This window comes from Methylobacterium sp. BE186 (assembly GCF_031457035.1).
In the GTDB taxonomy this organism is placed as follows: domain Bacteria; phylum Pseudomonadota; class Alphaproteobacteria; order Rhizobiales; family Beijerinckiaceae; genus Methylobacterium; species Methylobacterium segetis.
On sequence record NZ_JAVDVV010000009.1, the window covers coordinates 90,096 to 103,605 of the forward strand.

The window sequence follows — 13,510 nt, forward strand, 5'->3', positions numbered from 1 at the left end:
ATGATGTGGACGGGGTTCACGCCGGATTCCCTGGCGTCCAGGGCGGGCGGGTCTCGGTCATGCATGGGATTCCGCGGTCGGGACCGGCCTCCTGTATCAGGATCGGGAAGCGGAGCAAATGCGGGGCGCGGCGCCCCCTCTCCCGTTCGTGAGTGGGGCGAGGGCTGCAGGGTCTTCCGGAGAGGTCGCACAGCTCACGTCGCCCGCCGACGGGGACTCGACCTTTCCCGGAGGCGAGAGGCGGGGCGGCCTACTCCGCCGCCGGCATGTTCAGCGAGAGCAGCCGCGCCGTGCGCGCCCGGGCGCCGGAGCGCGTCTCGGCCTCGGCCGTGCCGAGCTGGCGGCGGGCGTCGCCGATCGCGGCGTGGACCGCGTCGACGGCGAGGATGAGCGCGCTCACCGTCCGGTTGTCGATCGTGCGCTCGCGGGCATAGCGCACCACGTCGGCCACGAGTTCGTCCGTCTCGATCGCGATGGCGTCGAGCTCCGCCGCGCCCGTCGCGGCCCGCACCTCCCGCAGGATGTCGAGGAGCCGGTCGAGCACCACGTCGATGCGCTCCCGGCGCTTGCGGGCGAGCCGCTGGCCGAGCCACGCGATCCCGGAGCCGATCGTGCCGCCGAAGAAGGCGAACAGGTAGATGTAGTCCTCGTAGCGGTCGAGGAAGGTCTGCTGCTCGCGCTCGAAATAGTCGACCGCGCCCGGGTGGTTCGGAAGCCGGGCGGAGGTCGCCGCGACCGTCGTGTCGAAGTCGGGCGCCTTCATCAGCTTGGCGATCGGCGCCGAGGCAGCGAGTTTCGAGCGCCACTCGAACAGGTGCTGGGTGGCCGAGGCCACGGCGACGCGGCTGACCGCGCCGCGCGCCATCAGCCGGTAGGAGGCGCCCACCGTCTTCACCTCCTCGTCCGGGCGCTTGGGCCGCCCGCCGAAGGTGCCGGCGGGGATCGTGACCGCCTGCAATTCGGGGAAGCGCGTCAGGATCGCCTCGCCGTCCGGCACCGAGACGAGGTCGATCTTGCGGTCGGGCGTGCCGAGCTCGACCGCCCGTACCGTCTGGCCCGCGACCTTCGAGGCCGGGTTGGCGATGACGGCGACCGCGTCGACCCGCTTCTCGGCGATGGCCGCGGTGACCTCGGAGGGCTTCAGCTGCACGAGGGCGACCCGGCCCGGGTTCAGCTCGGGCTCGGCATTCTCGACGCTCGCGGTGGCGAGGTCGTAGAAGGCGAGCAGGTTCGTCAGGAAGGGCAGGTCGGCGTTGTGGCGCACCACGATGCCGAGGCGCTTGCGGGCGAGATCGGGGAAGCTGTCGATCTCGCTGGCCTCGGGGGCGGCGATGACGAGGGCCTCGTCGTGCAGGATCGCGAGGGTCAGCCCGTTCTCGGGCATGTGGACGTCGGGCCGCACCACGGCGAGGTCGGCGCGGCCCCCCTGGAGCGCGGCGGCGCTGTCGCGCACGTCGTCGTAGGGGATGATCTTGAGGCGCACGTCCTCTCGGCCGCGGGCCAGCGCGTTGGCGTAGGCCTCCATCAGGGCGGCCTCGGCGCCGTCGCGGGGGCCGACGGCGACGGTGAGGGTGGTGGGGCGCGACAGGTAGACGACGGCCGCCGCGGTGGCGGCGAGCCCGAGGGCGAGCAGGACGAGGAGCCACTCGCGTCTCACGAGGAGCGCGGGCAGCGCGGGCCGCTTCCCTCTGCGTTTCGTGCTTTCCATGACCCAGTCATGAATCGTAATCCTGTCCGAAAGGTGAAGAACCGGTGACTCCGCCAAACGTTGCGCCGCCGCGAAATCGTGAAGCAAGGCCCGCGCCGCCCGTGACGGCGGCCTGGCTCGAGCGGGCGGCCCTCCACTATCTCGAGCGCTACAGCGCCTCGACCGAGATGCTGCGGCGAACCCTGCGGCGGCGGGTCGAGAAACGGACCCGCGCCCGCGGCGAGGAGGCCGGCGCCTTCGCTCCCCTCGTGGAGGAGACCGTGGCGCGGGCCGTCCGCGCGGGCCTCGTGGACGATGCCCGCTTCACCGCGGCCCGGCTCGCCACGCTCCGCCGACGCGGCGCCTCGGCCCGGGGCGCGGCCGCCAAGCTCGCGGCCAAGGGCGTCCCCCGCGACACGATCGAGGCGGCGATGGAGGCCGAGCGCGAGGCGGCGCCCGAGGGCGAGCCCGCCCTGGCCGAGGAGGCCGCCGCCCTGGCCTACGCTAAGCGCCGCCGCCTCGGACCCTTCCGCCGGCCGGATGCGCGGGCCGTCAACCGCGACCGGGACCTCGCCGCGCTCGCCCGGGCGGGCTTCCCCTACGATCTCGCCCGCCGCACCGTGGACGCGGAGGGCGAGGCCGGCAGGGACGACGAGGGCGCGGGCGGGTTCAGCTGAGCCACCCCGCGCCGCTGGATTTCGCGCGAGGCCGCTCCACCTCGGGATGGCATCCGGGCCCTGCCCGCGCATCCCGCGCGGGGCGCCCGCCACGACAGGACATCCCGATGATCAATCGCAAGGCGCACGCCGTCTGGCAGGGCAATGGCAAGGAGGGGAAGGGCCGCATCACGACCGGGTCGGGCGTGCTCTCGGACCAGCCCTACGGCTTCAACACCCGCTTCGAGGACAAGCCCGGCACCAACCCCGAGGAGCTGATCGCGGCCGCCCATGCGGGCTGCTTCACGATGGCGCTCGCCTTCCAGCTCCAGGAGGCGGGCCTCGCCGCCACCGAGATGACGACGGAATCGGTCGTGACGCTGGAGAAGGACGGCGCCGGCTTCAAGGTGACGAAGTCCGCCCTCACGCTCACCGCCACGATCCCCGGCATCGACCAGGCGAAGTTCGAGGAGCTCGCCCACGCCGCCGAGACGGGCTGCCCGATCTCGAAGGTGCTCAACGCCGAGATCACGCTGAACGCCACGCTGAAGCAGGGCTGAGGCACCCCGCCTCTCTCCTTCGAGAGGTCGCGTCTGCGCCAGCCGGCCGGGTGAGGGGGTCAGGTCCGCCCGGGGACGTCGCACCCCTCACTCAACCCTCTCCCGAACGGGAGAGGGGGCCCGCGTGTGGCGGGGTGCGGCGCCACGGCGCGGGACGGTGCCGACCCGCTCCTTGAACAAACCGCGAACGAGCGGCATCTTGTCCCCATGGACGAGACGCTTGCCAAGAAGCTGCGCATCCTGGCCGATGCCGCGAAGTACGATGCCTCCTGCGCCTCGTCGGGAGCGCCGAAGCGGGTCGCGGGCAAGGACGGGCTCGGCTCGACGACGGGCGCCGGCATCTGCCACGCCTACACGCCGGACGGGCGCTGCATCTCGCTCCTGAAGATCCTGCTGACGAATTACTGCCTGTTCGACTGCGCCTATTGCGTCAACCGCCGCTCGTCCAACGTGAGGCGGGCGAAGTTCACGGTCGACGAGGTCGTGACGCTCACGGTCGAGTTCTACAAGCGCAACTACATCGAAGGCTTGTTCCTCTCCTCGGGCATCATCAAGTCGCCCGACCACACGATGGAACTCCTGACCCGCGTCGCGAAGACGCTCCGCCGCGAGCACGGCTTTCGCGGCTACATCCACCTGAAGTCGATTCCCGAGGCGAGCCCCTGGCTGATCGAGGAGGCGGGCCTCTACGCCGACCGCCTCTCGATCAACCTGGAACTGCCGACCGAGGCGAGCCTGGAGCGCCTCGCCCCGGAGAAGGACGGCGCCTCGATCCAGGGGGCGATGGAGCAGATCGGCAGCCGCATCGTGGAGGCCAAGGCCGAGCGCCGCCGCTTCTCGCCGGCCGGCCAGTCGACGCAGGTGATCGTGGGCGCGGACGCGACCTCCGACGAGGCCCTGATCCGCAAGAGCGCGCATCTCTACGGCACGTTCGGCCTCAAGCGGGTCTATTACTCGGCCTTCAGCCCGATCCCCGACGGCTCGACCATCCTGCCGCTCAAGGCCCCCCCGCTCCAGCGCGAGCACCGGCTCTACCAGGCGGACTGGCTGATCCGGTACTACGAATTCAGCCCCGACGACGTGGCCGACGCCACCGAGGGCGGCATGTTCGCCCTCGACGTCGACCCGAAGCTCGCCTGGGCGCTGAAGAACCGCCACCGCTTCCCCGTCGACGTGAACCGGGCCGACCGGGAGATGTTGCTGCGGATCCCCGGCCTCGGGGCGCGCGCGGTGGACAAGATCCTCAAGGCCCGCCGCCACACGAGCCTGCGCCTCGACGACGTCGCCCGCCTCACCTCGGGGCTCAAGCGGGCGCGGCCGTTCCTGATCGCGGCCGATTATCGCCCGACCGCGCTGACCGACCGCCTCGACCTGCGCGCGCGCCTCGCCGAGCCGGCGGCGCAGCTGAGCCTGTTCTGAGATGGCCGGGCAGGAACCGCGCCGGACCCCCTCTCCCCTCCGGGAGAGGGCAGGGGTGAGGGACACCGGTGCATCCGGAGAACTCGCCCCCCTCACCCTGTCCCTCTCTGAGCGAGAGGTCACCCGCGCCGTCTCGTTGCGCCCCGGCGCCGACCTCGAGGGCTTCCGCGCCGCCGTGCGCGGGCTCGTCGCCGAGGGCGTGCCGCCGGAGCGCGTGGTCTGGTCCGCCGCGGCGGATTCGGCCTGCCTGTTCGGGGCGGAGGCGCCCGTGGCCTCGGACGCGCCGGTCGCGCTGCCGCGGGCGGCCGCCGCGCTCGTGCCGATGGTGGTGCCCCACCGCGACCCCGAGCGCTACGCGCTGCTCTACGCCCTGATCTGGCGCATCCGCGCGGGCGAGCGCGATCTCCTCGAGATCGCCAGCGATCCCCTGGTTCACCGGCTCAACGGGATGCGCAAGGCGATCCAGCGCGACCTTCACAAGATGCACGCCTTCCTGCGCTTCCGGCGGGTGCCGGAGGCCGGAACCGAGCGCTTCGTCGCCTGGTTCGAGCCGGAGCACCACATCCTGGAGGCCGCCGCGCCCTTCTTCGTGGACCGGTTCCGCTCGCTCGCCTGGACGATTCTCACGCCGGAGGGCTCGGCGCGATGGGATGGGGAGGCGCTCCGCTTCGGCCCGCCGGGCCGGCGCGAGGACGTGCCGCCGGGCGACGGGTTCGAGGCGGGCTGGCGGGATTACTACGAGAGCACGTTCAACCCGGCCCGCACGAACCTGCGCGCCATGCGGGCGGAGATGCCGAAGAAGTACTGGCACAACATGCCCGAGACCGCCGCGATCCCGGCGCTGATCCGCCAGGCCTCGTCCCGCACCGCCGCGATGATCGAGAGGGAGCCGCAGATGCCCACGAAGCGCCAGCCCGCCCGCGCGCTCGCCGCGATGGCGGATCAGGATCCCGCCTCGCTCGACGCGCTGAACGGCATCATCCGCCGCTCGGAGCCGCTGGTGCCGGGCGCCACGCAAGCCGTGCTGGGGGAGGGGCCGGTCGGCGCGGCGATCGCCTTCGTCGGCGAGCAGCCGGGCGACCAGGAGGACCGCCAGGGCCGGCCCTTCGTCGGCCCGGCGGGCCAGCTCCTCTCCCGGGCGATGGCGGAGGCGGGGATCGACCGGTCGGCCTGCTATCTCACGAATGCGGTCAAGCACTTCAAGTTCGAGGAGCGCGGCAAGCGTCGCATCCACCAGAAGCCGACGGCGGGCGAGGTCAGCCACTATCGCTGGTGGCTCGACCGCGAGCTCGACTTCGTCGCCCCCAAGCTCGTCGTGGCGCTGGGCGCGACCGCGGTCCTGGCGCTGACCGGCAAGGCGATCCCGATCACCCGGGCGCGCGGCCCCTTCCGCTTCGAGCGCCTCGACAACCGCTTCCAGGGCTTCATCACGGTCCACCCCTCCTACCTGCTGCGCCTGCCGGACGAGGCGAAGCAGGAGGCCTACGAGACCTTCGTCGGCGACCTGCGTCGGGTCGAGGCGCTGGGGCGGGAACTGGCGGGGTGAGGGCGCCCGGCTGTTGCGGAGCGCGACGATCCGGCTAGGCTCCCGACCATGGACCGTGCCGCCGCCATCGACATCCTGCGATCCCACGAGGGGGAATTGCGCCGCCTCGGCATTCGGCATGCCGGGCTGTTCGGCTCGACCGCGCGCCGCGAATCCGGTCCCGACAGCGACGTCGATGTGCCGATCGAGATCGACGAGAGCACCGTCCGTGACGTCTACGACTAGGTCGGCGTGGTGCAGTTCATCGAAGACCTGTTCCCGAGGCCGGTCGATGTCGCGAACAGGGCGTGCCTGAAGGACCATGTCCGGCCGGACGCCCTGCGCGACCTGATCGATGCGTTCTGAGAACGGAGATCGATCGGACTCTCGCTCTCGGCTCGATCCTGAGCTGCCGCACCAGCGGCCTCAAAGGAGGTGTCGGGGGCCGCTGCGAATTCTGGATGATTCCTAAACCCTTCGGACGACGCCGCCTCATGATACGGTAACATTCGATCGAAGAGAATTCAATTCTGAGCCATTATTTCTCTTGCAAATATATTATAGGCTTCCGTAATCAGTCTCTTGCAGCGAACAGAGCGAGGCGGTGACTGCGAGCGCGATCATCTACACTGCCCATGCTTTAGGCAGTCTCGCAGAGCGCGAGATCGAACGCGCCTGGGTCGAGGCCGTTCTCGGAGCCCCTGAGGCGGTCGAGGCGGATGCGAAGCATCCCGAACGCAGACGCGCCTATGGTAGCGTGCCGCAACGTGGTGGGCGCATCTTGCGCGTGGTATTTGTTCTCGAAGGTGACGTGTGCAGGATCGTCACGGCGTTCTTCGATCGTGGCCGGAGGAGGATCAGACGTGAAGACACGCTACGACCCCGAGGCTGACGCCCTCTATCTTCGCCTCGCAGACGATCGCATCGTCGAGAGCGAGGAGGTGCGGGCCGGAATCGTCCTCGATTACGACGCGCAGGGTCGGCTCGTCGGCATCGAGATCCTCGATGCGTCCGAGCACATCGCCGCCGGGGCGGATCTGGCCGCGCTCGCCGCCGCCTGAGCGGGCCGCAGGGCGCCCCTCACGCCTCCGCCGCGTCCGCCTCCTTGTGCGGGCGCAGTTCCGGCGCCACCGGGCCGGCCTCGATCTCGGCCTCCGGCTCGGCCCGGCTCTGCTGGCGGCTCGAATCCACGAAGAGGCGGGCCTCGCCCTCCTTCACGCCGAGGCTGCGCAGGGCGTAGAGCGTCATGCCGAGGGCGAGTTCGCGCTCGCCCATCAGGACGAGGCCGACCTTCTGCTCCTCCAGGCGGCGCCGCTCGGCGTCGCTGTGGGTGCGGATCAGCGTGTCGATGCGCGGGTTGGCGCCCCGCGCGATCTCCACCAGCCGGCGGGTATTGTGCGATTCCGGCGTCGCGAGCACGAGGAGGTGCGCGCTGCCGATGTCGGCGGCCTCCAGGATGCCGGGCGCGGTGGCGTCGCCGAACACGGCGTCGATCCCCTGCTCGCGCAGTTCGAGCACCCGGCGCCGGTCGCGGTCCACCACCACGTAGGGCAGGTCCCAGGTCTGGAGCGCCTTGCCGATGCTGCTGCCGACGCGCCCGTAGCCGATCACCACCGCGTGGCCGCGCCGCGGCGCCGTCTCGACCGCCATCGCGACCTCGCCCGCGCCCCTGCGCTCGAACCGGGCGGCCAGCTCCGGCCGGTCGGCGAGCCGGCGCTCGATCCGCGCGACGAGGGCGAAGAAGAGCGGGTTCAGGGTGATCGAGAGGAGCGCGCCGCCGAGGATGAGGTCGCGCCCTTCCGTCGGCAGGAGCTTCAGCGACAGGCCGAGGCTGACGAGGATGAAGGAGAACTCGCCGATCTGCGCGAGGCTCGCCGCGATGGTCAGCGCCGTGCCGACCGGGTGCCGGAAGGCCAGCACGATCGCCACCGCCGCGAGCGACTTGCCGAGGAGGATGACGCCGAGGACGGCGAGCACCGAGAGCGGCTCCCGGATCAGGATGCCGGGGTCGAACAGCATGCCGACCGAGACGAAGAACAGGACCGCGAAGGCGTCCTGCAGGGGCAGCGAATCGGCCGCCGCCTGATGGCTGAGGTCGGATTCGGCGAGCACCATCCCGGCGAAGAAGGCGCCCAGCGCGAAGGAGACGCCGAACAGCTCCGCCGAGCCGAAGGCGATGCCGAGCGCGAGCGCCAGCACGGCCAGGGTGAAGAGCTCCCGCGAGCCCGTCCGGGCCGCCTGGTCGAGGAGCCAGGGCACGAAGCGGCGCCCGCCGATCAGCATCAGGCTCGCGAAGATTGCGACCTTGGCGAGCGTCAGGCCGAGGGTGAGCCAGAGATTGCCGCCCCCGCCGTGATGGCCGCCGCCCTCGCTGCCGCCGAGGGAGGGCGCCAGGGCGGGCAGGAGCACGAGGGCCAGCACCATCGCCAGATCCTCGACGATGAGCCAGCCCACCGCGATCCGGCCCTTGTCGCTGTCGAGGAGCGCGCGCTCCTCAAGCGCGCGCAGGAGCACCACGGTGCTCGCCACCGACAGGGCGAGGCCGAAGACGAGGCCGGCCCCGAGGCTCCAGCCCCAGGCCAGGGCGAGGCCGCCGCCCATCGCGGTCGCCACCGCGATCTGCACCACGGCGCCCGGCAGCGCGATGCTGCGCACCGCCATGAGGTCCTTGATCGAGAAGTGCAGCCCGACGCCGAACATGAGGAGGATCACGCCGATCTCGGCGAGCTGGCCCGCGAGCTCGCTGTTGCCGACGAAGCCCGGCGTGTAGGGGCCGACGAGGACGCCCGCCAGCAGGTAGCCCACGAGCGGGGGCAGCTTGAGGCGCTGCGCGACCATTCCGCAGACGAAGGCGAGCACGAGGCCTAGGGCGATGATGGCGATCAGCTCGGTCGCGTGCGGCACGGGCGTTGGGTCTCCTGTGGCGATCGCCGGGCGGGGAGCCCGGGACGCTGCGGCTGAGCGGGGATGGCACGTCCTAGCCGAGCTTGGCGCCGAAATCCGTGCCGCAGGGCACTCGACGTGCCGAACCGCACGGACATCCGACGTCGGACAAGCCCGTCGCATCCCGGAATGGGGTCTCGACGGGACAACGCCCCGGAGCGGTCTCGTTTCGGCCGGTCGGCGAACGATCTCGCGGCCGCTGGCGGATGACGCGACCAGATTTCACCGGCCTGCGGCCAAGGTCTCGCTGTGGATGCCGAACACGATTGCGTGAAACCGCGCCGCAGGATGTCCGTTGTTGCGCTGGATCACGCGTCAGATCGAGGACGGGCAGACGATGGTTACGCGAAACGACGCGGTGACGGGCACCGACAACCTCGAGCGCCGGAACTCGACCGTGTGGACGGTGGCGCTCGCGACCGCGCTTCTCGGCCTCGTCGCCCTGCCGCGCCGCCGCGCACCCCTCGCACGGGCGGCGGGAAACGGCCCGGCGGAGGCGCCGCGCGAGCCGTCCGATTCCCATGAGGGCCAGGACGCGCACCGCGTCGCCGCGACCGAGACGAGCCGCGGCCGGGACGCCACCACGCCCTCCGAGATCCCGGCGAGCGGCTGGAAGGATATCGGCCTGCGGGTCTTTCACGACATCAGCGAGAACCGCCTCGTCTCGGTCGCGGCGGGCGTCACCTTCTACGTGCTGCTGGCGATCTTCCCGGCGGTCGCCGCCCTTGTCTCCTGCTACGGGCTGGTGGCCGATGTCTCGACCATCAACCAGCACCTCGCGAGCCTGCAGGGCGTAATGCCGCAAGGCGCCCTCGACATCGTCGGCGAGCAGGTGAAGCGCATCGCCGAGAAGGGCGACACCACGCTCGGCCTCACCTTCTTCACCGGCCTCCTGCTCTCGATCTGGAGCGCGAACGGCGGCATGAAGGCGGTCTTCGACGCGCTCAACATCGTCTACGAGGAGCGGGAGAAGCGCAATTTCCTCTGGCTCAACCTGCGCTCGCTGACCTTCACGGCGGGGGCGCTGCTGTTCATCGTCTTCGCCCTCGTCGGCATCGTGGTGCTGCCGGTCGTGTTCAACACGATCGGGCTCTCCTCCGACGCGTGGTACCTCGCGCTCCTGCGCTGGCCCGTGCTGCTCTTCGGCGTCCTGCTCGGCCTCGCGCTGCTCTACCGCTACGGCCCGAGCCGCGACGCGCCGCGCTGGCGCTGGGTCACCTGGGGCTCGGCGATTGCCGCCGTGCTCTGGCTCGTCGCCTCGGTCGGCTTCTCGTACTACGTGTCGAATTTCGGCAAGTACAACGAGACCTACGGGTCTCTCGGCGCCGCGATCGGCTTCATGACCTGGATCTGGATCTCGACGATCATCGTGCTGGTCGGGGCCGAGATCAACGCCGAGATGGAGCACCAGACCGCCAAGGACACCACGGTCGGCCGGCCCCAGCCCCTCGGCACGCGGCAGGCGCGGATGGCCGATACGGTGGGGGCCGCGACCTGAGCGGCGTAGCCTTCGGGCGGGCGGCCCTTTAGACAGGAGGCCGCCTCCTTGTCCGTCCGCCCGCAGAGACCATGACCGACACCAGCCCCCCCGTCGGCCCCGGCGATCAGGTTCTCCTGGTCGACGGCTCCTCCTTCATCTTCCGCGCCTATTTCCAGTCGATAAATCAGCCGGAGCGCTACAATTTCCGGCCCTCGGACGGGCTGCCGACCGGGGCCGTGCGGCTGTTCTGCGCCAAGATCGCCCAGTTCGTGCAGGAGGGGGCGGCGGGCGTCTGCCCGACCCATCTCGGCATCGTGTTCGACAAGTCGGAGGGCTCGTTCCGCAAGGAGATGTTCCCCGACTACAAGGGCCACCGCCCCGACGCGCCGGACGACCTCAAGCGCCAGATGCCGCTGATGCGCGAGGCCGTGCGCGCCTTCGGCCTGCACGCGGTCGAGCTGGAGCGCTACGAGGCGGACGACCTCATCGCCACCTATTCCCGGCAGGCGGAGGCGCGGGGCGCCGGCGTCATCATCGTCTCCTCCGACAAGGACCTGATGCAGCTCGTGGGGCCGCTGGTGCGGTTCTACGATTTCGAATCGGGCGCCAAGGGCAAGCCGGGCTACCGGCCCGAGCGCAACCTCGACGTCGAGGCCATCATCGCCAAGTGGGAGGGGCTGCAGCCGGGCCAGATCGGCGACGCGCTGGCGCTGATCGGCGACACCTCGGACAACGTGCCGGGCGTGCCGGGCATCGGCCTCAAGACGGCCGCCGCGCTGATCAAGGAATTCGGCAGCCTGGAGGCGCTGCTGGAGCGCGCGGGCGAGATCAAGCAGCCGAAGCGCCGGGAGACGCTGCTCGCCAACGTCGATCAGGCCCGCCTCTCGCGACAGCTCGTGGCGCTGATGGAGGACGTGCCGGTCCCCGTCCCCCTCGACGATCTGCGCCTGCCCAAGCCCGACCCCGAGAGGCTCGTCGGCTTCCTCAAGGCGATGGAGTTCAACACCCTGACGCGGCGCATCGCCCAGATGCTCCACGTCGACCCCGAGGCGGTGAAGCCGGACCCGAGCCTCCTGCCCGGCGGCGCCCCGCACGCCTACGCCAACGCGAATGGCGGCAGCGACGCGCTGCCCTTCTTCGGCGACGTGCCGCCCGACCCCGAGGCCGCGGCCGGCGGCCTCGACCGGCCGGAGGGGGCAGGCCCCCCCGAGGTCGACCCCTTCGCCGATCTCGGCCTGCCGGATGCCGCGCCGAAGCCCCGCGCGGCGGCCGAGCCCGGACCCTCGAACCTCGTCGCGTCCCGCGCCGCGGAGGCCGTGAAGCCCTTCGACACGGCGTCCTACGAGACGATCCTGTCGCTGGAGCAGCTCGACGCCTGGATCGCCGAGGCGGAGGAGGCGGGCGTCCTCGCGGTCGACACCGAGACCGACGACCTCGACGCCAACCGCGCCGGCCTCGTCGGCGTCTCGCTCGCCACCGCGCCGGGCCGCGCCGCCTACATCCCGCTCGCCCACCGCAAGGACGCCAAGGCCGGCGATCTCTTCGGCGACGGCGCGGCGGCCGGCGGCGACGGCCTGCTCCCCGAGCAGATCGCCCTCGACGCGGCGCTGGAGCGCCTGAAGCCGCTCCTCGAGAACCCGGGCGTGCTCAAGGTCGGCCAGAACCTGAAATACGATTGGCTGGTCCTGTCTCGCTACGGCATCGAGGTCGGGCCCTTCGACGACACGATGCTGATCTCCTACGTGCTCGATGCCGGCAAGGGCGGCCACGGCATGGACGAGCTCGCCCGCCGCCATCTCGGCCACCAGCCCATCACCTTCTCGGACGTGGCGGGCACGGGCCGGGCCAAGGTCACCTTCGACAAGGTGCCGCTGGACAAGGCCACCGCCTACGCCGCCGAGGACGCGGACGTGACGCTGCGGCTCTGGCGGATGATGAAGCCCCGCCTCGTCGCCGAGCGCCGCGTCGCCGTCTACGAGACGCTGGAGCGCCCGCTGCTCCCCGTCGTCGCCCGCATGGAGCGCCAGGGCATCCGGGTCGACCGCAACATGCTGAGCCGGTTGTCGGGCGACTTCGCCCAGATCCTGGCGCGGCTCGAGGAGGAGATCCAGGAGGACGCAGGCGAGAAATTCTCGGTCTCCTCGCCCAAGCAGATCGGCGACATCCTGTTCGGCAAGATGGGCCTGCCCGGTGCCAAGAAGACACCGTCCGGCCAGTGGGCCACGCCCGCGACGCTGTTGGAGGAGCTCGCGCAGGCAGGCCACGAGCTGCCGAAGAAAATCCTCGAATACCGCCAGCTCTCGAAGCTGAAATCGACCTACACGGATTCGCTGCAGGAGCACGCCGACCGGCGGACCGACCGGGTCCACACCTCGTTCTCGCTCGCCGCCACCACCACGGGCCGGCTCTCCTCCTCCGACCCGAACCTGCAGAACATCCCGATCCGGACAGAAGAGGGCCGCCGCATCCGCCGCGCCTTCGTGGCGGCCGAGGGCAACAAGCTGATCTCGGCCGATTACAGCCAGATCGAGTTGCGGCTCCTGGCCCACATCGCCGACATCCCGCAATTGCGCCAAGCCTTCGAGGACGGCATCGACATCCACGCGGCCACCGCCTCCGCGATGTTCGGCGTGCCGCTCGGCGAGATGACGCCGGACCTGCGGCGCCGGGCCAAGACCATCAATTTCGGCATCATCTACGGCATCTCGGCCTTCGGCCTCGCCGACCGGCTCGGCATCCCGCAGCAGGAGGCCTCGGCCTTCATCAAGCAGTATTTCGAGCGCTTCCCCGGCATCCGCGCCTATATCGACGACACCAAGCGCTTCTGCCGGGACAAGGGCTACGTCACGACCCTGTTCGGCCGCGTCTGCCACTACCCGCAGATCCGCTCGAACAACCCGCAGGAGCGGGCGAGCGTCGAGCGCCAGGCGATCAACGCCCCGATCCAGGGCACGGCGGCCGACATCATCCGCCGCGCCATGACGCGGATGGAGGGCGCGCTCGCGGCCGAGAAGCTCAACGTGCGCATGCTCCTGCAGGTGCACGACGAGCTCGTCTTCGAGGCGCCGGAGGACGAGGTGGAGCGGGCGCTGCCCGTGATCTCACGGGTGATGGAGGAGGCCCCGCATCCCGGCATCACGCTGCGGGTGCCGCTGGCGGTGGAGGCGCGGGCCGCCGGGAACTGGGAAGAGGCGCATTGAGGGAAGGGGGCCGCGCTCCGGCGGGGCCCGCGTTCGGAAG

Annotated in this window: 11 protein-coding genes; 9 read left to right on the forward strand and 2 right to left on the reverse strand. The window is 71.0% G+C overall.

Annotation, left to right across the window (positions count from 1 at the left end):
- Positions 1 to 250: 250 nt before the first annotated feature.
- Positions 251 to 1,657, reverse strand: coding sequence for a TAXI family TRAP transporter solute-binding subunit (locus J2X36_RS12150; RefSeq protein ID WP_207919191.1), 1,407 nt, complete (start codon positions 1,655 to 1,657; stop codon positions 251 to 253).
- A gap of 152 nt (positions 1,658 to 1,809) precedes the next feature.
- Here J2X36_RS12150 and J2X36_RS12155 point away from each other — a divergent pair, with 152 nt between their 5' ends.
- From J2X36_RS12155 to J2X36_RS12185, 7 genes are all read left to right on the forward strand, one after another.
- Positions 1,810 to 2,364, forward strand: a complete 555-nt coding sequence (locus J2X36_RS12155; protein WP_310349964.1) for a RecX family transcriptional regulator — start codon at positions 1,810 to 1,812, stop codon at positions 2,362 to 2,364.
- 107 nt (positions 2,365 to 2,471) lie between these two features.
- Positions 2,472 to 2,903 carry an OsmC family protein gene (locus J2X36_RS12160; protein WP_132253767.1) on the forward strand — a complete coding sequence of 144 codons (432 nt, stop codon included), beginning with the start codon at positions 2,472 to 2,474 and terminating at the stop codon, positions 2,901 to 2,903.
- Between the two features lie 207 nt (positions 2,904 to 3,110).
- Positions 3,111 to 4,322, forward strand: a complete 1,212-nt coding sequence (locus J2X36_RS12165) for a putative DNA modification/repair radical SAM protein (RefSeq protein ID WP_310349966.1) — start codon at positions 3,111 to 3,113, stop codon at positions 4,320 to 4,322.
- A 97-nt stretch (positions 4,323 to 4,419) separates the two neighbouring features.
- Positions 4,420 to 5,868 (forward strand): UdgX family uracil-DNA binding protein, encoded by a 1,449-nt coding sequence (locus J2X36_RS12170; RefSeq protein ID WP_310350093.1) that lies wholly within the window; start codon positions 4,420 to 4,422, stop codon positions 5,866 to 5,868.
- A 48-nt stretch (positions 5,869 to 5,916) separates the two neighbouring features.
- Positions 5,917 to 6,093 carry a nucleotidyltransferase domain-containing protein gene (locus J2X36_RS12175; protein ID WP_310349967.1) on the forward strand — a complete coding sequence of 59 codons (177 nt, stop codon included), beginning with the start codon at positions 5,917 to 5,919 and terminating at the stop codon, positions 6,091 to 6,093.
- Positions 6,094 to 6,451: 358 nt separating this feature from the next.
- The gene (locus J2X36_RS12180) at positions 6,452 to 6,739 is read left to right on the forward strand and encodes a DUF4258 domain-containing protein (RefSeq protein ID WP_310349968.1); all 288 of its coding nucleotides are present in this window, start codon (positions 6,452 to 6,454) and stop codon (positions 6,737 to 6,739) included.
- Positions 6,711 to 6,908, forward strand: coding sequence for a DUF2283 domain-containing protein (locus J2X36_RS12185; protein WP_132253799.1), 198 nt, complete (start codon positions 6,711 to 6,713; stop codon positions 6,906 to 6,908). The genes J2X36_RS12180 and J2X36_RS12185 overlap by 29 nt, the downstream gene beginning before the upstream one ends.
- Positions 6,909 to 6,927: 19 nt before the next feature.
- Here J2X36_RS12185 and ybaL read toward each other — a convergent pair whose 3' ends face one another.
- Positions 6,928 to 8,751: a YbaL family putative K(+) efflux transporter gene (ybaL, locus tag J2X36_RS12190; protein WP_132253775.1), complete on the reverse strand. Its 1,824-nt coding sequence runs from the start codon at positions 8,749 to 8,751 to the stop codon at positions 6,928 to 6,930.
- A 376-nt stretch (positions 8,752 to 9,127) separates the two neighbouring features.
- Between ybaL and J2X36_RS12195 the strand changes: the two genes are divergently transcribed.
- Entirely contained in the window at positions 9,128 to 10,288 is a 1,161-nt protein-coding gene (locus tag J2X36_RS12195; RefSeq protein WP_132253777.1) for a YihY/virulence factor BrkB family protein, read from the forward strand.
- A 71-nt stretch (positions 10,289 to 10,359) separates the two neighbouring features.
- The gene (gene polA, locus J2X36_RS12200) at positions 10,360 to 13,470 is read left to right on the forward strand and encodes a DNA polymerase I (protein WP_310349969.1); all 3,111 of its coding nucleotides are present in this window, start codon (positions 10,360 to 10,362) and stop codon (positions 13,468 to 13,470) included.
- Positions 13,471 to 13,510: the final 40 nt, after the last annotated feature.